We start from the raw sequence: 22,124 nt of genomic DNA, 5'->3' as shown, positions 1-22,124 counted from the left end.
CCGCCTTCAGGTAACCGGCCGGCCCGGACCGTCACCCCTCGGACTGCCTCAGACCGTCACCCGCAGGGTCCGCACGCTGTTGCTCACGAACGAACCGATCGGCTCCGGCCGTTCGCCCTCCGCCAGGGCCAGGTCCGGGAACCGCCCGAACAGGTGCCGCAGCGCCGTCTCCGCCTCCAGCCGGGCCAGCCCCGAGCCCAGGCAGAAGTGCGGGCCGTGGCCGAGCGACAGGTGCCGGGTCGGCTGCCGGGTCAGGTCGAAGCGGTCGGCGTCCGGGTAGTGCCCGGCGTCGCGCCCGGCCGCCGCGTACGAGGCGAGCAGCGCCTCCCCGCGACGGATCACCACGTCGCCGACCTCGATGTCCTCGATCGCGTAGCGCAGCGGGAACTGGCCGACCGGCGAGTCGTAGCGCAGCGTCTCCTCCACCACCGCAGACCACGGCTGCGCGCCGTCCAGGACCAGCCGCAGCTGGTCGGGGTGGGCGAGCAGGGCCCGCACCGCGTTGGTGATCAGGTTGAGCGTGGTCTCGTGCCCGGCGACCAGCATCAGCAGCAGGGTGCCGACGAGTTCGGCCTCGCTGAGCCCCTCCCCGGCCTCCCGGGCGGCGATCAGGTCGGTGGTCAGGTCGTCGGCGGGCTCGGCCCGCTTGGCCGCCACCACCGAGGCCAGCAACGCGTTCAGGTCCCGCTGCGCGGCGACGGCCGCCGCCGGGGTGGCCGAGCTGGAGACCAGGGTGTCGGAGAGCGCGTGCAGTTCGTCCTGCTGCTCCACCGCCAGACCGAGCAGCTCGCCGATCACCTGCATCGGCAGCGGGTAGGCGAAGTGCTCGCGCAGGTCGAACTCGCCCTCCGGCTTCGCCACTTCGGTGACCGAGTCGAGCAGGGCGACCGCCCGGGCCTCGATCGCGGGCGCCAGCGCGGCTATTCGGCGCGGGGTGAAGGCCTGGCTGACCAGCCCGCGCAGCCGCCGGTGGTCCTCGCCGTCGGCGGTGACCATGCCGGGCACGGTGACGAAGTTGAGCAGCGGCCATCCCTGCGGCAGTCGCCCCTCCCGGAAGGTCGCCCACAGCCCGGCGTTCTTGCCGACCCGCGGATCGGCCAGCAGCGACTGCAGGGTGTCGTGGTGGGTTACCGCCCAGACCACCACCCCACCAGGGAGTTCCACCAGGACCGCTGGACCGGCTGCCCGGAGCCGGGCGTTCTCGCCGTGCTGGTCGCGTCCGTAGGGGTCGAGCCGGACGGGCTCGGGGCGGGCTCCGGGGGAGTCTGCGGTGGTGTCCATGCGGGCCTCTCGGGGGCGGGCGGGCGGGGCGGGGTGAAGGCGCTGTACAGCACCGGCAGGGCGACCAGCGCCCGCGACCACGGGGACGGCCGCCAGGCCAGCTCGCCCGGCGGGACGGCGAGTTGGAGGTCAGGAAGGCGGTGCAGCAGGGTCTCGACGGCGGTCTCGACGATGATCCGGGCCGGGTGCTGGGCCGGGCAGACGTGCCGGCCCGCGCCCCAGGCGAGGTGCGCCCGGTTGCCGCCGAGCGAGCCCTGCGCGGCGGAGGCGGTGCCCTGGGCGGCCGGGTCGGCGTTGGCCGCGGCCAGGCCGAGCACCAGCATGTCGCCGGCGCTGATGTACTGGCCGCCGAGCACGGTGTCGCCGGTGGCCCAGCGGCCGGGGAAGTTCTGCGTCGGCGGGTCGCGCCAGAGCACCTCCTCCAGCGCGTCGGAGACGGTCAGCCGTCCGCCGGTGAGGGTGGCCCGGAAGCGCCGGTCGGTCAGCAGCAGCCGCAGGGTGTTGCCGATCCAGTTGATACAGGTCTCGTTGCCCGCGACCATCAGCACCACCAGGTGGTGCACCGCCTCCTCGTCGGTCAGCCCGGCCGGATGGGCGAGCAGCCAGGAGGTGAGGTCGGCACCGGGCGCGGAACGGCGGCGGCGCACCAGGTCGGTCAGGATGGCCTGGAACTCCCCGGCGGCGCGCACCGATTCGGGCCCGCTGTCGACGAAGTGGCTGATCAGCTCGACCATCCGCGGCCCGGCCCCGGTGGGCAGGCCGACCAGCTGGGTGGAGACCAGCAGCGGCAGCGCCCGGGCGTACTGGCCGATCAGGTCGGCGGTGCCGTCCGGGCCCCAGCTGTCGATCAGACCGTCGGCGGCGGCCTCGGTGGTCTCGCGCAGCTGCCGGTGGTCGATCTGGGCCAGGGTGTCCGAGACGGCGGAGCGCAGCCGCTGGTGCTCGGCGCCGTCCAGGTTGAGCAGGGTGGGCCGCCAGGCGGTCATCGGCTGCAGCCGCGAGTCGGGGGCGAGTCGACCCTCGGCGGGCACCCGCCAGTGCCGTGAGTCCTTGGAGAACAGGGCCTCGTTGCGGGTGAGTTCGAGCAGCTCCCCGTAGCCGAGGACGAGCCAGGCCTCCACGCCGGGCTCCAGCTCGATCGGCGCGACCGGCCCGTACCGCTCGCGCAGCCGGGCGTACAGGCCGTGCGGGTCGTCGGCGACGGCCTGCCCGTACAGCGGGGTCAGCGGCACGCCGACCGGCAGCCCGCCGCCGTACGGGGCCGCGCCGTAGGAGGCCCCGCCGTGCGCGACCGGGCAGCCGGCGGCCTGCGGGGGCTCGGGAACGGTCATCGCTGCAGCTCCAGGAGCGAGCTGCGGTGCAGGTGGTCCACGAAGTCGATCAGCAGGTCGTACGACTGCCGCCGATCGCGCGCGTCGCAGTACAGGATCGGCACCTCGGGCAGCAGGTCCAGCGCCGAGCGCAGCTCCTCCTCCGGGTAACTCGGGGTATCCGGGAAGGTGTTGACCGCCACCGCGAAGGGGATGCGCTGCTCCTCCAGCCGGCCGAGCACGTCGAAGCTCTCGTCCGGCCGCCGTAGGTCGACCATCGCGATGGCGCCGAGCGCGCCGCGCGACAGGTCGTCCCAGAGCGGCCAGAACCGCTGCTGCCCGGGCGTGCCGAACAGGTACAGCGCGAGCCGGGAGTTGAGCGTGATCCGGCCGAAGTCCAGCGCGACCGTGGTGGTGGTCTTGCCGCTGCGCCCGGTCAGGTCGTCCACTCCGCTGCTGGCGGCGGTCATGGTCTCCTCGGTGCGCAGCGGGGTGATCTCGCTGAGCGAGCCGACCAGGGTGGTCTTGCCGACCCCGAACGGGCCGGTGACCAGGATCTTCACCGCACCCTGCACCGAGGACGGCAGGTACGTCGGCTCGGGGACGTGGGTGTCAGCGGAGTTGGCGGAGGCCAACGAGCACCTCTTCCAGGAGGGTTGTGGGCAGGCGTTCGGCCTGCGGGACGGGCGGGAGCACCTGCACGGCGCCGAGGTCCCAGAGGTCGCCGACCAGCACCTTGACGACGCCGAGCGGCAGCCCCAGGTGGGCCGCCACCTCGGCGACGGAGAGCAGGCTGTGGCAGAGCCCGAGGATGCGCCGGTGCTCCCGGTTGAGCAGGACGTGCTCGGGCAGTTCCGGGGGCTCGGATAACGCGCTGACCAGGCTCTCGATGGCCAGGTCGGCCCGGGTGGGGCGGCTGCGCCCGCTGGTGATGACGTAGGGCCGGACGGGCCCGCTCACCGGTGGCCCCCCGCCGCGTGGTCGACCCGCGGCGGGCTGGTGAGGTGGGTGCCGATCCGCTCGACCAGGACCTGCATCTGGTACGCGACCAGCCCGGCGTCCACCGCCTCGCCGGTCACCACGGCCAGGTGGGCGCCGGCCCCGGCGGCGACGATGAAGAGGTAGCCGCCGCCGTACTCGATGATGATCTGGCGGGTGGCGCTGCCCGGTCCGCCGAAGCCCGCCGCGACGCCGCGGGCCAGCGACTGCAGTCCGGAGCAGGCGGCGGCGAGCCGTTCGGCGTCCTCGCGGGGGATGTCGGTGCTGCGGCCGATCTCCAGGCCGTCGTTGGAGACGACGACGGCGTGCTGGACCTGCGGGACGGCGATGATGTCGGCCAGCAGCCAGCCGAGATCAGGGGTGGTGGTCATGGAACTCTCCGGAGGGCTGGGGAGGGCGGGGGGAAGCGGGGGAGGAAAGGTCGGTGGGGCCGGGTGGGGTCTGGGCGCGGGCGGCCGATCGGCCGCTGGCGGTCCCGGCCTGGAACATCGCCATGAACGCCTGCGCGTCCCGGGCCGAGCGGTACGGCGGGGCGGGCGGCGGTGGGGGAGCGGCGTGCTGGGCGGTCCGGTTCGCGCGGTCGCGCCGGTGGCTCCGGCGGGGCAGCGGGGGCGGGGTGTCGCCGGTCGAGGGTCGACCGGTGGGTGGGGTCTCCACCATCGGGTGTCCGGCCATCGGGTGACCGGTCGTCGGGTGACCGGCGGGGAAGGCCGGCCGGGGGTCGGGGTTGAACGCCCGGTCGTCCGGTCCGAGGCCGGGGACGGTGGGCGGCAGCGGTTCGGTGAGCAGGGCGTTCGGCAGCAGGACGACGACGCGCACGCCGCCGTACGGTGAGGGCGCCGAGCTGAGGGTGACCCGGAAGCCGTACTGCTCGGCGAGCCGGCCGACCGCGGCCAGGCCCAGCTGCGGGACCTCGCCGAGCCGGGAGACCTCCAGGGTGCTGCCCCCGGAGAGCGCGGCGGCGGCCTTGGCGACGGCCTGTTCGGGCATGCCGACGCCGCCGTCGTCGATCTCGATCACCGCGCCGTTGTGCACCGGCATCAGCGTGACGAACACCTGGGTGCTGGGCGGGGAGTAGCGGGTGGCGTTGTCCAGCAGTTCGGCGACGGCGTGGATCAGTGCCTCGGCGGCGGCGCCGACCACCGCGGTCTCGATCCGGCTGCGGACCGCCACCCGCTGGAACGGCAGGATGCGCGACTGGGCGCCGCGCACCACGTCCTCCAGGGGGACCGGTTCCGGCCAGTGCCGGCCGGCCCGCGCGCCGCACAGGACGGCCAGGGTCTGGGCCAGCCGGGCCTGTTGGGCGGCGGCGTGGTCGGCCTTGAGCAGGCCTTCCAGCAGCGCCGGGTCGTCGTGGGTGCGCTCCATCTCGTCGAGCAGGGCCTGCTGGTCGTGGGCCATGACGAGGATCCGGCGGGCGACGCTGAGGAAGGCCCGCTGGGTGGAGGCGGTGAGCTCCTGCTCCTGCTGGACGGCGGCAAGGTCGGCGCCGCGGCGGGAGAGTTCGGCGGTCAGCTGGTCCTGGAGCCGGGTGAGTTCGTCCTGCAGTCGGTCGGCCCGGCCGCGCTGGGTGACGGACACGGCGCGGTACCGCGCGGCGGCCACGAGGGCGAGGACGGCGAGTACGCCGGTTGCCGTTACGGACCACTGAGTCATCGTCACGCGGCGAATTCTAGGGCGATGATCCTACAAAGGTGTGAACGGATCTCGCCATGTGACCGGATCTCGTCAATATCGAGTCAATACGCCGCCAGCCCTGTGTCGTTCGACCCCGATCCCGCGAGTTCGACGAGGTCTCCGGTCGTTCGTCCAGGGCCTTTCGGCCCATGTCGATGTGACGGGTGATGGCTGAATCGCGTTCCGGGTTGTGTGGGACGTGTGTGCACGGTGTTACGGAACGGGCGGGGTGCGGTGCGGGAGCGGCAGCTCCACGTCGTCCGGCCGGGACCGCCGCCCGGTCACGTTCAGGTCGCGGCCGGCTCGGCCGTACCCAGCCGCCGCACCAGCACCAGGGTCCGGTCGTCCGCGACGTCCTGCGCCACCGCGTGCACCAGCCGGCTCGCCGCGCCCCCTTGCTGCCGCTGCTGTGTCCGGTGGGTGCGCACCTCCGGCTCGGCGGCGGCCAGCAGCCGACCCACCCCCTCGTCCAGGTCCCGGCCCGGCACCTCCACCAGGCCGTCGCTGAACAGCAGCAGCGAGTCGCCGTACCCCAGCCGCCCGGACACCGACGGGTACGGCGCGCCCGGCACCAGGCCCAGCGCCGGACCGCCGTGCTCGGACGGCTGCCAGCCGTTCCTCCGGCAGTACCGCACCGGCGGCGGATGGCCCGCGTTGAACAGCCGGTAGCGGCCGGTCGCCGGGTGCAGCGCGAGATGGACGGCGGTGGCGAAGTCGTCCTCCCAGCCCATCCGGACCAGGTGGTCGTTGGCGGCCGACAGGAACGCCTCCGGCGGCACCCGGCCCAGCAGCATCGCGAAGGCGCCCGACAGGTGGGTCGACCGGGCGGCCGCCCGGCTGCCCTTGCCCGACACGTCCACCAGCACCAGCTCCAGCAGGTCCTCCTCCGGACGGTGGGCGCAGAGCAGGAAGTCCCCGGAGAACGAGGCGCCCCCGGCCGGGGCCAGCGCGCTGTCGAAGTGCCAGTCCAGCAGCCGCTCCGGGAGCCGGGCCAGCGTCCGGTTGTGCTCGGCCAGCTCCAGCAGCATCGAGTCGCCCTGGGTGCCGCGCAGTCCCAGCCGGTGCCGGAACCGGTTGGCCGACAGCACCGTCGCCCCCGTCGCGGCCAGTACCACCGTCACCCCCAGCCTCACCCCGCGCGGGTCCTGCAGCACCGCCCCCAGCAGGCTGCCCGCCAGCCCCGCACACACCAGCACCAGCAACTGCCAGCGCCGCAACACCAGCCCGCCACCCACCACCGGCAGCACCAGCGCCGACGGCGGCCACCCGTACGGCATCAGGATCGGCAGCACGCTCAGCACCACGGTCACCCCGAGCAGCATCCCCAGCGCCACCCGCCCGGCCCGTATGTCCCCGTCCAGCAGCCGTCCGTACCACCGCCGCACCCTCGCTGTCAGTGCGGGCACCCGGGACCTCCGCCAAGCGTGGGCGGTCCCCTGTCATGACCACCAGTCAGACCGGCCACACTAACCCGTCCATCCCCACCATCCCCGGACCCCCACACCCGTCCACGCCCCGCCGACACCGGAAGCCGGGCCGGCCCGACTTCTCGTGCACGCGATGCCGGCCCGTCCGGTTCTCGCCGTGCCTACTCCGGCCGCTGGGCGGCGCCGGAAGCCGGCCGGTCCGACTTCCCGTGCGGGTGGGGCTGGCGGCGCGGTGGATTCAGAGCCCTTCCACGTAGGAGGTCGATGGGCCCGACCTCCTACTCCTCCCCCTTCGGCCAGGTGTGGAGGCCGGTGGTGAGGGTGGTGATGAGGCGGTCGTGGGTGGTGGTGAGGTCTTCGGCGAGTTGGAAGGCGCCGGCGATGGAGAGCGAGGCGAAGCCGTGGGCGAGGGAGCGGACGGTGCGGGCGGCGTGGATGGCTTCGGGGCCGTCGAGGCCGTAGGAGCGGAGAACGGCGATGATGACGCCGACGAGGCGGGTGGCCGCGCGGGTGAGGTCGTCGTCGGGCCGGGGCGCCTGGGGGAGGGCGGTGTAGCGGTGCGGGTGTTCGGTGGCGTAGGCCTGGTAGGCGCGCAGGACGGCGCTGACGGCGTCGTCGCCGCTGCGGCCGACCGCGGCCCCGGCGAGCCGGTCGGCCAGTTCCTCGGTGACCCGGACGGCGATCAGCCGGCGCAGTTCGGTGAGGCCGCCGCTGACGTGCTTGTACAGGGAGGGGGTGGCCACCCCCGCGCGGGCGGCGACGGAGGCCAGGGTGAGGGCCTCGGCGCCCTGCTCGTCGATGAGGGCGAGGGCGTGGTCGACGACCTGGTCGGGGGTCAGTCCTACACGGGGCATGGGGTGGGGTTCTCCGTACGGGTGCGGGTGCGGGTGCGGGTGCGGGGGCGGATGCGAGTGCGGCGGGTTCAGGCGAGTTCGGCGAGGAAGGGCAGCAGGGCGTCCGCGACGGCCTGCGGGTTGTCGGCCATCGGGTAGTGGCCGGACCCTTCGATCATCACCTTCCGGGCGCCGAGCGCCTCGGCCTGCCGGTCGGCGACGGCCTCCGGGTCCGGGAAGTCGGGGTCCTTGCTGCCCATCAGGACGAGCGAGGGGCAGTGGACGGCCGCGCACCAGCCGATCGGCGCGGAGTCCCCGGTGACGTGTCCGCGGGTGGCGGTCTTGCGCCCGGGGGTGCGCAGGTCGGCGACCAGTCCGGCCACGTAGTCGTCGAGGTCGGCGGGGCGGGGGCCGGGGAAGGCCATCTTGCGCAGGTAGAAGCCCCAGACGGCCGGCCAGTGGACCATCGCGCCGCCCATCACGGACGCGACGCCCTGCATCAGGGCGCCGGCCCGGTACTCGACGAAGGCGTCGATCAGCGCGATCCCGGCGACCCGCTGGGGCGCGTCCCCGGCGAGCTTGACGACCGTCGCGCCGGTGTAGGACTGCCCGACCAGGACGGCCCGCTCGATGCCGAGGTGGTCGAGCAGGGCGAGGACGTCGGTGGCGACGGCGGCCGGGCTGTAGTCGTCCCAGGCGATCGAGGACTCGCCGAAGCCGCGCACGTCCATGGTGACGACCCGGCGCCCGGCCGCGGTGAGCAGCGGGTGCAGGTGCCGGTAGGCCCGGCGGCTGTCGAGCATTCCGGGGAGCAGGACGACGGGGGTGCCGTCGCCCTGCCGGGTGTCGTCGAAGGCGATCCGGCCGCCGGGGACGTCGAGGTACTGGGTGCTCGGGGTGATGGTGCCGTTCACGGTGGGCCTCCACGGGGTCGCTGCTGCCGATAGCCATAAAGCTATGGCTAATAGCCTTAGCTGTCAACCCTTCCGATCCCTCGATTCCCGGGGACTCAGGCCCCCTCGACCCTGAACGGATCGTGCTCGCTGAGCAGCTTCTCCAGTCGGGCCTGGTCGACCCGGGCGACGGTGTCCGACGATTCCTGCCGGTCCCGGACCACCTTGGCCAGCGTGAACGCGGAGGTGACGGTGTAGAGGAAGCCGATCCCGAGGAAGGCCCGGGTCCACCCGCCGACGGGCAGGTAGGCGATCCCGACGGCGAGGGCCGAACCGGAGATGGCGAAGGAGAGGACGGCCTGCATGTGGTACGCGGCCGTGGTGCGTGTCTGCATCGGTGCGCTCATGGCGCCAGGATGCGGCTGCGCGCCGTGGCCGCACATGAGTAGGAGTACTCAGATGGGCTGGGCGAATGGCGGGTGGTTCGCCGGCGTCCGACCACCTGCCCCCAGCCGTCCCGGGCGGATGGCTTGGAATCGGGGCGGCCTGGGATTAACGTTTGATAACGCAGCGCGGTCGTCAACGCCGTACCCAGACGGCACCGTGCGCCGTCGCCTAATCCCGCCGGCCGGCCTCCGGGCAGGTCAGGGAGCCGGGGAACCACGTTCCTTGGGGTGAATCGGCGGGGCTCCGGCCCGGCCGTAGGAGACCTTCCTGCTCCGAACCCGTCAGCTAACCCGGTAGGCGCGAAGGAAGGAAAGGAGCGCGCCTCCGTGGCGTCGACGCACACCCCGGCACACCCGGCCGGCCCCGCAGCCGGTACCCAGCTGCTCGACCACCCCGGCCCGGACGGCGCCGAGTCCGCCGATTCCTTCGCCCCGGAGGCCGAGGCCAACCGCCACCGGATGCCGCGTCAGACCCGTGGGGCCTCCCCGTTGCTCGGCGTCACCGCCGTTGCCGCCACCCTGGGCGCCACCGGCTTCGCCTCCGCGACCCCGGCCGCCGCGCCCGCCATCGAGGCCCCGGACGAGGCTCCGGTCGCCCTGACCGCCGACCCCGGCCTCGCGCTCGCCGCCCGCATCCAGCAGCAGGCCGACGGCCAGCGCACCGCCGCCGAGGAGGGCGCCCGCCTGCAGGCCGCGCAGGAGGCCGAGGCGAAGGCCGCCGTCAAGGAGGCCGAGGCCAAGCGCGCCGCCGACGAGGCCGAGCGCGCCAAGGCCGCCGCTCTCACCCTGCCGGTGAAGGACTACAACCTCTCCGCCCACTACGGCCAGAGCGCCCGCTACTGGGCCCACCTGCACACCGGCCTGGACTTCGCGGCCGACACCGGCACCCCGGTCTACGCGGTCGGCCAGGGCACCGTCACCTCGGCGGGCTGGTCCGGGGCGTACGGCTACCGGATCGTCGAGACCCTGCCCGACGGCACCGAGATCTGGTACTGCCACCTCTCCTCGATCATCAAGGGCGCCGGCCAGGTCGGCGCCGGCCAGCAGATCGGCAAGGTCGGCGCGACCGGCAACGTCACCGGTCCGCACCTGCACCTGGAGGTGCGCCCCGGCGGCGGCGCCCCGGTCGACCCGGAGACCTGGCTCCAGCAGCGCGGCCTCAACCCCTGACGGGAACCCCCGAGAAGAACCCCTGACGCAACGCCCGAGGGCCCCGGACATCCGGGGCCCTCGGGCGTTCACCGCGCCGGCTTCACTCCGCGGGCAACTGCGCCAGGTACGCGTCGATCTCCTCCTGCCCCGGCTCCGGCGCCAGCTCCGGGAACTCCTCCACCAGCAGCCGCGCCAGCCCGGGCACCGTCCACTCGCCGAACAGGTCGAGCGTGACCTCGGCCGCCGCCGCCTCGAACTCCCCGAAGTCCCCGGCCAGTTCGTCCGGCATCGGCCGCCCCAGCGCGTTCAGCTCGGCCAGGTTGCGGTAGCTGCGCCGCATCAGGCCCTGCTCCAGCAGCAGCCGAGCGCCGTCGGTGGCCATGCCGACCGACAGCAACCGGCCCGGCCCCCAGCCCTGTTCGTCCGGTTCGTCCAGCCAGCCGGCCGGTACCAGCGCCTCGTACGCGGCCAGCCGCTCCTCCTCGCCGAGTTCGGCGAAGCCGGCCAGCCAGTCCCGGACCGCCGCCCGGTCCGCAGTGTCCACCCCGTGCGCGTGCAGCAGTACGGCGTACAGCCGGGGCCAGGTGAGCAGGTCGGCGCGACGCAGCAGTCCGGCCGCGACCTCGCCCTGCCATTCGGCCTCGGCGTGCAGCCGCTCCTGGCGCTTGGCGTTGAGCCGCTTCGTCGCCCGCTGGTGGTCGATCAGCAGCCGTACGGCGTCGCCGTACGCGAGCGGGTCCTCGTCCGGCGCGGGTTGGACGTAGAGGTGGAGCCGCTCGTACAGCAGGTGCTCCACCGCGTTGGAGGTCAGTTCGGGCCAACCGTCGTGCATCCTGCTGTCGCCCAGTTCCAGCAGCGCCAGCACCGTGTGCAGCGGCGCCTCGGCCACCGGCGCGCGGTCCTGCTCGGCCGCCCAGGCGAGCAGGTCGGCGGCCCGGGTGCGCGGGGCGAGCCGCAGGTCTTCGTCGTTCATATTCCGAACGGTAGCCCGCCGGGCGCGGGTAGGGTCGGCAGCCATGGTCCCCGTACGACTCACCGGCCCCCGGCTCGCCATCCGCGAGTACCACCACACCCCGGAGGACGTGGACGCGCTGTACGCGCTGTTCGGCGACCCGGAGGTGACCCGCCACCTGCCCTTCGAGCCGCGGGACCGCGAGACCTGCGCCGACCAGATCGAGCTCTACCTGGAGGAGGCGATGGCCGAGGAGCGGGACACCTACCGGCTCGCCGTCTGCCGGCGGGAGGACGCCGAGGATCCGGCGGACGCGGTGCCGATCGCCCACGCCGGCCTCACCCTCGGCACCTACCGCTCCGCCCACCTCGGCTACGTGCTGGGCCGCGAGGTGTGGGGCCGCGGCTACGCGGGCGAGATCGCCGGGCTGCTGTGCGAGCTCGCCTTCGGCCCGCTCGGGCTGCACCGGCTGGCCGCCCGGGTCGACGTGGACAACCCGGCCTCGGCCAAGGTGCTCACCAAGCTCGGCTTCCAGTTGGAGGGGCGGGTGCGGCACGACCTGTACAAGGGCGGCGTCTGGTCGGACTCGTACCTGTACTCGCTGCTGGTCGACGAGTGGCCCGGCCCTTCGGCGCCGTCCTGACCCCGGAAGCGGACCGGAGCGGGGGTTAACCCCACCCCCGATCCGCCGGTCCCCCGGATGCCGCCCGAGCTGCGGTTCGACCAGACTGAAGGACGTCAGCGAGCACGAACGACCGCGAGATAGAGGGGCCGGGGGCCGGGAGATGAGCAGCAGCCGAAGCATGCTGGACCAGGAGTGGGACGTTCTGGGCGGTTACGGCGACGACGGCCCGAGCCCCGCCCGGGCCCGCCGGACGGAGCAGCCGCCGTCCTTCTGGCGGGCGCCGTTCTCCGCGTACTACTACCGGGAGATCGGCTACGCGCTCACCGGGCTGCCGGTGGCGATCGCCGGCTTCACCGTCGGGATCACCATGTTCTGCCTCGGTCTCGGCACCTTCATCACGGTCCTCGGCCTGCCGGTGCTGGCGGGTCTGACCAGCGTCGCCCGCGGCTTCGGCCGGCTGGAGCGGGCGCGGGTGCGCGGCCTGCTCGGCGTGGACGTGCCCGGCCCGGCGTCGGTGCGCCGGGTCCGGTCGGGCAGCTGGGGCGCGATCACCGCGCGGCTGGCGGACGTGGCGGGCTGGAAGGCCGTGCTCTACCAGCTGGTGATGTTCCCCTGGGCGGTGTTCAGCTTCGCCATGACGCTGGTGTTCCTGCTGCTCGGCTGGACGATGGCGCTCTACCCGCTCTACCACTGGGTCTTCCCGACCTTCACCGACTGGCGCGGCTACCGGCTGTTCGACTTCACCGACAGCGACCACGTCCGGCACGTCTACTACGTCGAGAACGCCTGGCAGATCGCCGCGTTCTCCGCGGTCGGAATGCTGCTGGTCTTCCTCACCGCGCAGCTGGTCCGCGGCGTGACCAACGTCAACCGGGCCGCCGCCCTGGGCCTGCTCGGCCGCTGAAACCGCTCACCGTCCAGGCCCCGTCCAGGCACTGCCCCGGCCCCGCCCGCGCTCCGGATGCGGACGGGGCCGGCCCGTGTTCGGATGGCCGGGTGGCCGCCGCACGCACCCCCGCGCCCTACCCCGACGTCCTGGTCACCTCCCGTCCGCTGGACGAGTACTGCGCGCTCTTCGGCCTCACCCGGGCTCAGCTCGCCGCCCTGCCCGGGCCGCTGCTGGACTGCCCCGGCGGTGCGGCGGGCCTGGCCGCCGAGGCGCGCGAGCTGGGCTGCCGGGTGATCGCCGCCGACCCGGCGTACGCGCTGCCGCTGCCCGAGGTCGCGGCCCACGCCCTGGCCGCCCGGGACTCGATGGTCGTCGCGATGGCCGCCCGCCCGCGGCTGTACCCCGCGCTCGGCCGTTGCCGGTCGGAGAGCTACCTGCGCAGCTGGGACCGCGCCCGCCGGCTGTTCACCGCCGATTCGGCCGCCCACCCGCAACGGTACGTGGCCGCCGCGCTGCCCCGACTGCCCTTCGCGGACGGCACCTTCGTCCTCACCCTGAGCGGCTACCTGCTCTTCGCCTACCCCGAACTCTTCGACCTTGAGCACCAGTTGGCCGCACTGGCCGAGCTGGTCCGGGTCACCGCGGCGGACGGCGAGGTGCGGGTCCAGCCGCTGCACGACGGGTTCGGGCGTCGTTGCGGCCACCTCGACCGGCTGCGGTACGCGCTCGGCGAGCGCCGGATATCCAGCGAGGTCCGCCGCGTGCCCCAGGAGGGCCGCCGCACCTGCCGGGTCCTGGTGCTGCGGGCCGCCGGCCACCGCCGCCGAGGAATCGGTAAGTAATGGTCACTAGTCGGGCATGGTCCTATACTCGCCCGCATGAGCGAGACCACGATCCGGCCCGCCCACCCGGCCGACGCCGACCGGCTCACCGCACTGATCCAGGCCTCCAGTGCCTACCGCGGCGCGTACTCCGCGATGACCGACGGCTATGCCGTGGCGCCCGACTACGTCGAGCGCCACGAGGTCCGGATGGCCGTGGACGCCGGCGACCGGTTGCTGGGCTTCTACGCGCTGATCCGCGAACCGGCCGAGCTGGACCTGATGTTCGTCGCCGACGAGGCCCAAGGGCTGGGCATCGGACGGCAGTTGATCGCCGACATGCTGGGTCGCGCCCGCGAGGCCGGGATCGGGGCGGTCAAGGTCGTCTCCCACCCGCCCGCCGAGGGCTTCTACCTGCAGATGGGCGCCGAACGCACTGGCACCCGCCCACCGCAGGTCAAGACCCCCTGGGAGCAGCCCGAACTGCGTTTCACCGTCTAGGGGTTGCCGCCGGCCGGCGGAGCGGACGGTGCTGACGGAGCGGGCTGAGCCGACTGCTCCACCAGCTGGGCCGGCTGGACCGGCTGCGCCGGGACGAAGGCCGCCACCTGCAGCCGGGACAGTATCTTCTCCGCCAGCCAACTGCGGTCTGACCCGTACGGAATCCCCCGCGGGTCCACCAGCTGCGCCGCCACCGCGTCCCGTAGCCGCTGCGCCTCGGCGCCGGGCAGCCGGGAGAGCAGGCCCCGGGCGGCCAGCAGGGCGTGGTACTGCTCGAAGCCCGAGCGCGGATGCTCGATCGCGTCCAGCACGCTCGGCAGGTCCGCCAGCGACGGGTCGCCCTGCATCAGCGCGAGCGCCTGGATCCGGCGGCCCTCGGAGCCGTCCGTGAACAGCTCCCGTACCTGGTCGGCGGTCAGCGCCGAGCGCTTCGCGGTGGAGCGCACCTCGGCGACCACACTCTCCGGTCCGGCGGGGGAGTTCGAGGAGGGCGGCAGCTGCGCGGCCAGCGCGGCGGGCCGCTCCGCGCTGCCGCCGAGCAGCCCGAGGTGCTGCATCGCGCGCACCCGCAGGTCATCCGCGCCCACCTTGTCGCCGTGCCGGTCGCGGTCCTGCCCCGCCAGGAAGAGGTCCAGCGCCTGGTCCGCGTCGGTCAGCACCTGCGGCAGCGCGAGTCGGGTCACCAGCCAGCCGGCCAGGAAACCGAGGACCAGGAAGTAGAGCACCAGCGCGGCCGCGAACGGCACCGCCGAGTCCGCTCCGCCGAGCGCGGGCGCCAGCGCCGTACCGAGCTGGTGCAGCCGCTCGCCGAGCGAGCCGAGCTGGGTCAGCCCGACGCCCAGCAGCACCTTGGTCAGCCAGTCCGAGACCTGCTCCAGATTGGTGTTCGGCGCGTACGAGCCCTGCGGCTCGCCGGAGCCGCTCTTCACCCGGGGCACCCCGAACAGGAAACCCAGCGCACCGCCGAGCACCGTCGAGGCCCCGGCCACCACCAGCCCGCCGCCGAGCGCCTGCCAGGCCTGCTCCCGGCCGAGCGCGAACAGCAGCAGCCCGAGCAGTCCCGTCCCCGCCAGCACCCCGGCGGCCGCCCACTGCGCCGTCCGCAGCGTCGACGTGCCGACCCGCCGCACCCTCGCCATCGCCCACCCCCAGTGTCCGCGCCGCTCCGCTCCGGAGTCCGCGCCGACTCTAGCGCCGCGGCCCCACCACGGGAACGGCCCGGGGGCGCTGCGGCTACGACGACCGGGCCGAAAAAGCGACCGGGCCGAAAAGCGCTCGGGCCCGAAAACGCAGACGGCCCGCGGGCTGCTCCTCGGCGCCGGCCCGTGCACTGGCCTGGCGCCCGAGGCACCGGGGATGTTCCGGTGAGCCCGCGGGCCGGGTGACTGCTGTGGATTTCGCCTGCCGGAGGCCTGGGGCCTCACCCTGCGCAGGCAGGGGCGGCTCTAGCGAGCAGCCACCTCACGCATCCTGACGGTACTCAATTCAGGATCACCTCCTTTCAGTGTGGGCCCACCATAGGCAGGCCGCTGTCGGGAGGGCAACGGATTTGTTCGGCGGCCGGCGCTCAGGCGGCCTTGACCTGGTCCTTGAACTTCGAGAAGTCGATCGTGTTGTCGGCCGGCGGGGTCTGGACGGTCAGCGGCTTGTCGAAGTCGGTGAGGTTGATCGTGGTCTTGCCGTCCTTGGCCGAGTCCGTCTCGATCCGGACCGGGTAGGGCTTGCCCTCGGTGGCGATGTGGAGCGTCGACTGCTCGCCCGAGTCGTCGGTGACCTTGAGGCTGAAGGTCTTCAGGCCGTTGATGTTGCCCGGAGCGCCCTTCTCGGCCTTTTTGGTCTTGCCGTCGGTGATCTGCTTGCTGAAGTCGGTGAGGCTGCAGAAGCTGGTCATCATCTTCATCTGCGGGTCGCTGTCGAACCCGGTCAGGTAACGACCCTTGAGGAACTCGGCGACCTTGCCGCCGTCCTTGCCACCGTTCTTGCTGCTGATGGCCGTCCAGAAGGCGCTGTCCCCCTTGAGGTAGGAGGCCTTGCCGTCGTTGATGATCTCGACCTTGCCCATGCCCGGCAGGGACATGGTGCCCTTGCACTGGCCCTTGTTGTCCATGGCCAGGTCCATGTCCATGTTGCCGCCTTCGTCGGCAATGGTGCCGGACATCTTGAAGGCGGTGGCGGCGGCCAGCGCGTCCTTGGTCTTCTTCTCGATCTCCTGCGCGCTCAGCTTGTCGGTGTCCAGCGCGGCCGCGGTCGGCGTCGGCGTGGCGGTCGGGGTCGCGGCGGCGGTGGTCGCGGCAGGTGCCGGCGCGGCGGCCTTGTCCGCGTCCTTGTTGTCGCCGCAGGCGGCCGTGCCGGCTCCGAGGAGGAGGCAGACGGCGGCAGTGCTGACCAGGCGCTTCGACAGCATGAGGTGGTTCCTTATCCAGGGCACGGCCCCGCCGTCCCCCAACTGGATGAATTTTTCCTCAGCAGTATGAGGGAGTCCTCGGACAGCAGATCTTGGAATCCGCCCCCGTTACAGGTTCGTGGCAGGAACGTGCTCTGCACGTGCCCGGGGAACGCGAAGGGCCCGGAGGAAGAATCCTCCGGGCCCTTCGGCTACTGAGTAGCGGGGACAGGATTTGAACCTGCGACCTCTGGGTTATGAGCCCAGCGAGCTACCGAGCTGCTCCACCCCGCGTCGGTGAACACAACAATACGTGGAAGTCGCCGAGATGGGAAATCGGTTCTTCGGGCGCCCTCGCCGGGGCTCTCAGGAGACCCCGGCGGAACGCCGCGCCGGCCGCCGTCCGTGCCGGGCGGCCTGCCGGGCCGCCCGGCACCTCGCCCAGGCCGCGAAGCAGACCAGCGCCACGAAGCAGGGCACCATCAGCGCCCCGTAGACCACCAGGAACCCGTCCGTCCCCAGGTCGGCCGCGGCGTTCCAGGTGCCGTGCAGCACCATCGCCAGCACCAGCCCGGCCGGTGCGGCCAGCCGGGCCAGCCAGCGCCGCCCGGTGGTGAGGGCGACGGCCAGGCCGATCCCGGTGAGCGCGGTGAACAGCGGGTGGGCGAAGGGGGAGAGCAGGGCGCGCAGCACGAAGGTCTGCACGGTGCTGTCGAAGTCGCGCAGGCTGGGCCGATCGCCCAGGCCGATGCTGTCCAGCCGGTTCCGCTGGTCGGCGGTGAAGGCCCGGCCCAGGTAGAGGGCGTTCTCGACGAAGGCGAAGCCGCAGGCCGTCATTCCGCCGAGCACCACCCCCGCGGCCAGGGTGCGCGGCCGGGAGCGGCGGTGCGGGGTGCCGCCGGAGGGCGGGGCGGGGCACAGGTACGGCAGCGGCCGCAGGTACGGCCGCAGCCGCAGCCGGCCCCGGGCGTGCGGTCCGGCCGGGCGGCGCTGGTACGGGCGGGGGCGCCGGGGCGCGGGCGACCGGTGCAGCAGCGGCGCGCAGGGGCGCCCGGTGCGGCGGCCGCGGCAGCGCAGCCGCTGGCCGAGCGGCAGGAGCAGCACCATCAGGGCGGTGGCCTTGGCGCTCTCCTCGATCAGCGGGGTGGCGATCCCGGCGCCGAGCAGCTCACCGAGCGCGCCCGGGTGCGCGGTCAGGTAGTCGGCGGTCCAGTTGTTGGCGAGGATCGCGACCGTGGTGGCCGCGCAGGCGCCCCAGCCGAGGCAGAACACGGTGTGCCGCAGCGGCACCCGGGCGGTGAGGTTGAGCCAGGCCAGGGCGCCGAGCACGAAGGGCAGCGGCACCATCGCCAGGCCCAGACCGACCAGCAGCCCGACCGTGCCGGTCTGCCGCTGGACCAGGTGCAGGATCAGCACCCCGCAGCCGATCAGGATCAGGACGGCGGTCGCGGTGACCGAGGAGAGCGCCATCGAGCGGCCGCGGCCCGGGGGTGGTTCGGACGTGCCCGTCACCGCGGGAGCGGTGGGTGGTGGGGCGCCGCCCGGTCGGGGCAGCAGCCGGTGGGCCCGGCGCGTCCGGGGCCCCGGGATGGTCCGGGTGTCGCCGGGGCGCGGGACCGTCCCCGGTTCGTCGGCGGTGGCACGGACGGGCGTCCGGAACCCGCCGCCGGACGGGCTGCCCATGCGGCACAGGGTAGGCCACGGCAGCCGCCCGTCGGGAGGACTCGGGACGAGTCGTTCGTCGGGTGTACGACCGTCCGCTCAGTGGGCCGCCGCCTGTTCGAACGGCGGCCGACGGCTCAGCGGCGGCGGAACAGCAGGTCGTGGACCACGTGGCCCTTGGCGATCCCGGCCCGCTCGAACTTGGTGACGGGCCGCCAGTCCGGTCGCGGTGCGTAGCCGGGGATGCTGCCGTCCGGGTGGTCCGCGGGCTCCAGCCAGCCGGTGCCGTCACCCTCGGGGTGCAGGTTCTCCAGCTCCGGCGAGGCGGACAGTACGGCCAGCATCTGCTCCGCGTACGGCTCCCAGTCGGTCGCGCAGTGCACCAGCGCGCCGGAGGCGAGCCGGGGCAGCACGAGGTCGAGGAAGGACGGCTGGACCAGCCGGCGCTTGTGGTGCTTGGGCTTGGGCCACGGGTCGGCGAAGTAGACCCGCAGTCCGGCCAGCGAGGCGTCCGGCAGCATGTCGCGCAGCAGGATGACGGCGTCACCGGCGGCCAGCCGGACGTTCTGCGAACCGTCGCGCTCCAGCAGGCCGAGCAGGTTGCCGTGGCCCGGGGTGTGCACGTCGGCGGCGAGGATGCCCGTCGACGGGTCGGCGGCGGCCATCGCGGCGGTGGTCTCGCCCATGCCGAAGCCGATCTCCAGGGTGACCGGCAGGCCGTCGAACAGCTCCCGCAGGTCCAGCGGGCTGCCGTCGATCGGGATGCCGTACGTCTCCCAGCTGCGGTCCAGGGCGCCCGCCTGGGCGTTGGTCATCCGGCCCCGGCGCGGCTGGAAGCTGCGGATGCGACGCTCGCGGTGCTGGGCCTCGGTGGCCTTGTGCGGGTACATCGGCGCGGGGTAGGCGGCCGGCGCGGCGGACATCCGGGCGGACGGCGTTTGCTGGGGGATCGGGGCGGTGGCAGTCACAATCCCCCGAGTCTACGGGGCAGCCCGCGGCGCCCGTCGGGGTGTGTGACGCGGCTCATCCCGGTCCCGGTCGCGCGGCTCGGCCGCCCGCCGCCGGCGCCGCTCAGCCGCCCGCCTCCAGCGCGGCCAGCGCCCGGCGGGCCACCTCGCGGCCGATCGGCAGCGAGGCCGTGGCGGCGGGGGAGGGGGCGTTCAGCACGTGCACGGTACGGCGCGGGGAGCGCGGGTCCCCGGGGTCGAAGCCGGCGAAGGCGAAGTCGTCCAGCAGGGAGCCGTCCCGGGCCACCGCCTGGGCCCGTACCCCGGCGGTGGTGGGCACCAGGTCGGCGGCGGTCACGGCGGGCAGCAGGCGCTGGACGGCGGTGGTGAACGCCCGCTTGGACAGCGAGCGGTGCAGCTCGCCGACCTCGTAGCGCCAGTGCCGCCGCAGGATCCGCCAGGTGCCGGGGAAGGCGAGGGTGTCGACCAGGTCGCGGGGGTGCACGGTGCGCCAGTCGTAGCCCTCGCGGGCCAGCGCGGGCACCGCGTTCGGGCCGACGTGGATGTCGCCGTGGATGCCCCGGGTGAGGTGCACGCCGAGGAAGGGGAAGGCCGGGTCGGGCACCGGGTAGACCAGGCCGCGTACCAAGTCCCGCCGTTTCTCGGCCAGTTCGTAGTACTCGCCGCGGAACGGAACGATCCGCACCCCGGGGTCGTCCCCGGCCAGCCGGGCGATCCGGTCGCTGTGCAGCCCGGCGCAGTTCACCAGCACCCGGGCCCGCAGCTCCCCGTCGGCGGTGCCGACCGTCACGCCGTCCCTCCGCCTGGCCACCGTCCGCACCTCGGTGCCGGGCCGCAGCTCGGCACCGGCCTCCCGGGCCAGCCGGGCGTACGTCGTCGCGACGGCCGGGAAGTCGCAGATGCCGGTGGTGCCGATGTGCAGCCCGGCCCGCCCGGTGACCTCCGGCTCGTACTGGGCGATCCCGGCCCGGTCCAGCTCGGTGACCGGGATGCCGTTCGCCCGCCCCCGCTCGGCCAGCGCCGTCAGCCGGGGCAGCTCGGCGGCGTCGGTGGCCACGATCAGCTTGCCGGTCACCTCGTACGGGATGCCGTGTTCGCGGCAGAACGCCACCAGCTCGGCGGCCCCCGCGACGGCGAACCGGGCCTTGTACGAACCGGGGCGGTAGTAGACGCCGCTGTGGATCACCCCGCTGTTGCGGCCGGTCTGGTGGGCCGCGAAGCCGGGTTCCTTCTCCAGTACGGCGATGCGTAGGCCGGGTTCCGCCCGGGTCAGCGCATGGGCCGTGGCCAGGCCGACGATCCCGCCGCCCACGACCACGACATCGAACTCGCCCGCCACGTCGCGCTCCTCGTCTGCCGCCCGGCCCCCGTCTGCCGCCGATGCTGCCACGGGGGCGGGTGGGCGTCGAGGGTGCGTGGAGTGATCGGCGGTGCCGCCTCCCGGCGCGCCGGTCGGCCCGTGAAGGCTCCGCCGCGCGGGTGCGTGGTCCCCGCCGGTTCGCGTCGTGGCACGCCGAGGTGGGCGGCGGTGTGTCGCCGCCCACCCCGGGTGTCGGCGGAGCCTCCCCCGGGTGGCTCCGCCTCGGGTAGCCGCGGCCGGTCTCCCCGCCCGGCCGCAGTGCGGCGCGCCGGCTCCCCCGACCCCGCGTGCCGCCGCTGCCCCTGCCGTGGCGTGACGCGTTCGGCCCCCCGGCCTCACGCGCCACCCCCCCGCTACACCTCCCAGGGCCACCCGGCGTTCGTCCCCGCCTCCAGTAGCGGGATCAGCCGGAAGGCCGCGTCGCTCAGGCCACCGAAGGTGTGCCGGTTGGCGCTCCCGCTGGGGCCGTGGCCGTGCTCGTAGCCGGCCAGGTTCCAGGTGTAGACCGGGATGTCGGCCGGGATGACGGAGAGCGGGTCGCTGCCCCGGTAGCCGAAGCCGGTCTGCTCGTCGGTGACGATCACCACCCGGTCGTGGCCCCGGTAGTGGCTGCGGACGGCCTCGGCGGTGTTGGTGCCGCCGAGGCTGCTGAAACGATCCAGCACCCGCAGTACCGCTTCGCCCCGGCCGACCTCGATCACCCGGCTGGTGGTGCCGAACTCGACCAGGTCGGCCTCGGCCGCCCGGACCTTCAGCGCGGTGCCGAAGATCGCCGCCGAGTCCGCCCGGTTGAGCTGGGTCTGCGCGCTGGGCCGGTCGAACATCGAGCCGGAGCGGTCGACCAGGACCAGCGTCCGGCCGGGCAGCTCGGGCACGTTGGCGAGCGAGTGGCCGAGCGCGGTCTCCAGCGCGTGCCCCCACCGCAGCGAGGGCGCGTGCCGGTACGCGGCCAGGTAGCGGAACGGGAACTGGCGCGAGCGCCGCACCTCGCCCGGGTCGGAGATCCGCCGGGCCACCTCGGCCGCGACCGGGTCCGACACCCCCGCCTTGTCGAAGTTGCGCAGGTTCCGCACCAGCGCCATCGGGCCCATGGAGGGGATGATCGCCTCCCAGGCCGCGGCGTCCAGCGGCCCCTGCAGCCAGCCGGCCAGCGCCTCCCAGGTCAGCCCGGCGGCGGTCAGCCGCTCGGCGCCGTCCCCGGCGGTCACCGTCGCCCGGCGCTGCTCGACCGGCAGCGCGAGGAGCTCGCGGTTGGCGGTCAGCAGCGGGACGGCCGCGGGCGGGACGGCCTCCTCCGGCCGGTGCCGGCGGTCCAGGGCATGGGCGAACAGCGCGCCCTGCCAAGGCTTGTCCGGGTCCGGCGTCGGGTGGGTCAGATCCAGGACGTCGCCGAAGCGGTAGCCCTTGGACGCGGTGTCGTACTTGAGCAGCGAGCGCGCGTCGTACAGCCGCCGCACCGCGTCCGCGATGCCGCGCTTGAGCGGCTTGGGCAGCGCCCGGCCGTAGCGCGAGGTCCAGTACGCGAGCAGCTCGCCGGGTTCGTCGGCGCGCCGCAGCACCGCGTCGACGGCCTGCCGGGAGTGGCCGTGGGCGCCCGCGTCCAGCCGGGCCCGGGTGAACTCGGCGGCGCCGACCAGCGCGGCGGTGCGCATCTGCGCCCCGTACCGCAGCCAGCGCAGCAGCCCGAGGGTCCACTCCGGCTCGGCGACGGCGAGTTCGCGCACCAGCGCGGTGTAGCGGTCGTCGCGGTCGCCGCCGCGCTCGTAGAAGGTGTCCTTGCCGACCATGTTGGCCACTGACAAGAGAAAAAGCTCGGACTTGCGGTCCCGGACGTAGCCGACGCCGCCCTCGTGGGTGAGGCCGCGCTGCCCGGTCGTGGCCACCGGCGAGTTCGGGCTCGCCTTGGCCTTGCGGACGTTGAACCTGGACATGCAACAGCCCCCCT

At 74.0% G+C, this 22,124-nt stretch carries 22 protein-coding genes, 1 tRNA gene and 1 riboswitch; of the genes, 5 read left to right on the top strand and 18 right to left on the bottom strand.

Going from position 1 to position 22,124, the window contains the following annotated elements; all coding sequences use genetic code 11:
• Positions 1-48: 48 nt before the first annotated feature.
• The 10 genes from ABZW30_RS26020 to ABZW30_RS25975 all read right to left on the bottom strand — a co-directional run bounded on the left by ABZW30_RS26020 (position 49) and on the right by ABZW30_RS25975 (position 8,827).
• Positions 49-1,143, bottom strand: a complete 1,095-nt coding sequence (locus ABZW30_RS26020) for a cytochrome P450 (RefSeq protein ID WP_355673608.1) — start codon at positions 1,141-1,143, stop codon at positions 49-51.
• Positions 1,128-2,612, bottom strand: a complete 1,485-nt coding sequence (locus tag ABZW30_RS26015; RefSeq protein WP_355673607.1) for a cytochrome P450 — start codon at positions 2,610-2,612, stop codon at positions 1,128-1,130. Before ABZW30_RS26015 ends, ABZW30_RS26020 begins: the two co-directional genes overlap by 16 nt.
• Positions 2,609-3,226, bottom strand: coding sequence for an ATP/GTP-binding protein (locus ABZW30_RS26010; RefSeq protein WP_355673606.1), 618 nt, complete (start codon positions 3,224-3,226; stop codon positions 2,609-2,611). The genes ABZW30_RS26015 and ABZW30_RS26010 overlap by 4 nt, the downstream gene beginning before the upstream one ends.
• Positions 3,204-3,551: a DUF742 domain-containing protein gene (locus ABZW30_RS26005; RefSeq protein WP_355673605.1), complete on the bottom strand. Its 348-nt coding sequence runs from the start codon at positions 3,549-3,551 to the stop codon at positions 3,204-3,206. Before ABZW30_RS26005 ends, ABZW30_RS26010 begins: the two co-directional genes overlap by 23 nt.
• Positions 3,548-3,961 (bottom strand): roadblock/LC7 domain-containing protein, encoded by a 414-nt coding sequence (locus tag ABZW30_RS26000; RefSeq protein ID WP_355673604.1) that lies wholly within the window; start codon positions 3,959-3,961, stop codon positions 3,548-3,550. The genes ABZW30_RS26005 and ABZW30_RS26000 overlap by 4 nt, the downstream gene beginning before the upstream one ends.
• Positions 3,945-5,246 carry an ATP-binding protein gene (locus tag ABZW30_RS25995; RefSeq protein WP_355673668.1) on the bottom strand — a complete coding sequence of 434 codons (1,302 nt, stop codon included), beginning with the start codon at positions 5,244-5,246 and terminating at the stop codon, positions 3,945-3,947. The genes ABZW30_RS26000 and ABZW30_RS25995 overlap by 17 nt, the downstream gene beginning before the upstream one ends.
• A gap of 308 nt (positions 5,247-5,554) precedes the next feature.
• Entirely contained in the window at positions 5,555-6,673 is a 1,119-nt protein-coding gene (locus tag ABZW30_RS25990) for a PP2C family protein-serine/threonine phosphatase (RefSeq protein ID WP_355673603.1), read from the bottom strand.
• A gap of 299 nt (positions 6,674-6,972) precedes the next feature.
• The gene (locus tag ABZW30_RS25985) at positions 6,973-7,548 is read right to left on the bottom strand and encodes a WHG domain-containing protein (RefSeq protein ID WP_355673602.1); all 576 of its coding nucleotides are present in this window, start codon (positions 7,546-7,548) and stop codon (positions 6,973-6,975) included.
• A gap of 68 nt (positions 7,549-7,616) precedes the next feature.
• Positions 7,617-8,441 carry an alpha/beta hydrolase gene (locus ABZW30_RS25980; protein WP_355673601.1) on the bottom strand — a complete coding sequence of 275 codons (825 nt, stop codon included), beginning with the start codon at positions 8,439-8,441 and terminating at the stop codon, positions 7,617-7,619.
• A 95-nt stretch (positions 8,442-8,536) separates the two neighbouring features.
• The gene (locus ABZW30_RS25975) at positions 8,537-8,827 is read right to left on the bottom strand and encodes a YiaA/YiaB family inner membrane protein (RefSeq protein WP_355673600.1); all 291 of its coding nucleotides are present in this window, start codon (positions 8,825-8,827) and stop codon (positions 8,537-8,539) included.
• 195 nt (positions 8,828-9,022) lie between these two features.
• A riboswitch (cyclic di-AMP (ydaO/yuaA leader) is annotated at positions 9,023-9,181 on the top strand.
• Positions 9,182-9,193: 12 nt separating this feature from the next.
• Between ABZW30_RS25975 and ABZW30_RS25970 the strand changes: the two genes are divergently transcribed.
• Positions 9,194-10,036 carry a M23 family metallopeptidase gene (locus ABZW30_RS25970; RefSeq protein WP_355673599.1) on the top strand — a complete coding sequence of 281 codons (843 nt, stop codon included), beginning with the start codon at positions 9,194-9,196 and terminating at the stop codon, positions 10,034-10,036.
• An 82-nt stretch (positions 10,037-10,118) separates the two neighbouring features.
• Here the strand turns inward: ABZW30_RS25970 and ABZW30_RS25965 are convergent, their stop codons facing one another.
• Complete coding sequence (locus tag ABZW30_RS25965) at positions 10,119-10,991, bottom strand: hypothetical protein (RefSeq protein ID WP_355673598.1); 873 nt, start codon at positions 10,989-10,991, stop codon at positions 10,119-10,121.
• A 43-nt stretch (positions 10,992-11,034) separates the two neighbouring features.
• Here ABZW30_RS25965 and ABZW30_RS25960 point away from each other — a divergent pair, with 43 nt between their 5' ends.
• The 4 genes from ABZW30_RS25960 (at position 11,035) to ABZW30_RS25945 (ending at position 13,806) form a co-directional block, all read left to right on the top strand.
• On the top strand, positions 11,035-11,613 hold the full coding sequence (locus ABZW30_RS25960) for a GNAT family protein (protein ID WP_355673597.1): 579 nt from the start codon (positions 11,035-11,037) through the stop codon (positions 11,611-11,613).
• 142 nt (positions 11,614-11,755) lie between these two features.
• Positions 11,756-12,499 (top strand): sensor domain-containing protein, encoded by a 744-nt coding sequence (locus ABZW30_RS25955; protein ID WP_355673596.1) that lies wholly within the window; start codon positions 11,756-11,758, stop codon positions 12,497-12,499.
• A gap of 92 nt (positions 12,500-12,591) precedes the next feature.
• Positions 12,592-13,326: a hypothetical protein gene (locus ABZW30_RS25950; protein WP_355673595.1), complete on the top strand. Its 735-nt coding sequence runs from the start codon at positions 12,592-12,594 to the stop codon at positions 13,324-13,326.
• Positions 13,327-13,362: 36 nt separating this feature from the next.
• Positions 13,363-13,806: a GNAT family N-acetyltransferase gene (locus ABZW30_RS25945; RefSeq protein WP_355673594.1), complete on the top strand. Its 444-nt coding sequence runs from the start codon at positions 13,363-13,365 to the stop codon at positions 13,804-13,806.
• Here the strand turns inward: ABZW30_RS25945 and ABZW30_RS25940 are convergent.
• From ABZW30_RS25940 to ABZW30_RS25910, 7 genes are all read right to left on the bottom strand, one after another.
• Entirely contained in the window at positions 13,803-14,945 is a 1,143-nt protein-coding gene (locus ABZW30_RS25940) for a hypothetical protein (protein ID WP_355673593.1), read from the bottom strand. The two genes, ABZW30_RS25945 and ABZW30_RS25940, sit on opposite strands and share 4 nt — an antisense overlap.
• Before the next feature lie 428 nt (positions 14,946-15,373).
• Complete coding sequence (locus tag ABZW30_RS25935; protein ID WP_355673592.1) at positions 15,374-16,210, bottom strand: hypothetical protein; 837 nt, start codon at positions 16,208-16,210, stop codon at positions 15,374-15,376.
• Positions 16,211-16,409: 199 nt separating this feature from the next.
• Positions 16,410-16,483 (bottom strand) — tRNA-Met (locus ABZW30_RS25930).
• A 72-nt stretch (positions 16,484-16,555) separates the two neighbouring features.
• Positions 16,556-17,872, bottom strand: coding sequence for a PrsW family intramembrane metalloprotease (locus ABZW30_RS25925; RefSeq protein WP_355673591.1), 1,317 nt, complete (start codon positions 17,870-17,872; stop codon positions 16,556-16,558).
• Positions 17,873-17,988: 116 nt separating this feature from the next.
• Positions 17,989-18,819 carry a tRNA (guanosine(46)-N7)-methyltransferase TrmB gene (gene trmB, locus ABZW30_RS25920; protein ID WP_355673590.1) on the bottom strand — a complete coding sequence of 277 codons (831 nt, stop codon included), beginning with the start codon at positions 18,817-18,819 and terminating at the stop codon, positions 17,989-17,991.
• A gap of 103 nt (positions 18,820-18,922) precedes the next feature.
• Complete coding sequence (lhgO, locus tag ABZW30_RS25915) at positions 18,923-20,158, bottom strand: L-2-hydroxyglutarate oxidase (protein WP_355673589.1); 1,236 nt, start codon at positions 20,156-20,158, stop codon at positions 18,923-18,925.
• 374 nt (positions 20,159-20,532) lie between these two features.
• Positions 20,533-22,110, bottom strand: coding sequence for a TROVE domain-containing protein (locus tag ABZW30_RS25910; RefSeq protein ID WP_355673588.1), 1,578 nt, complete (start codon positions 22,108-22,110; stop codon positions 20,533-20,535).
• Positions 22,111-22,124: the final 14 nt, after the last annotated feature.

Origin of the sequence: Kitasatospora sp. NPDC004669, from assembly GCF_040609455.1 — a bacterium.
GTDB lineage: Bacteria > Actinomycetota > Actinomycetes > Streptomycetales > Streptomycetaceae > Kitasatospora.
This window is presented reverse-complemented; position numbering and strand designations above follow the sequence as displayed.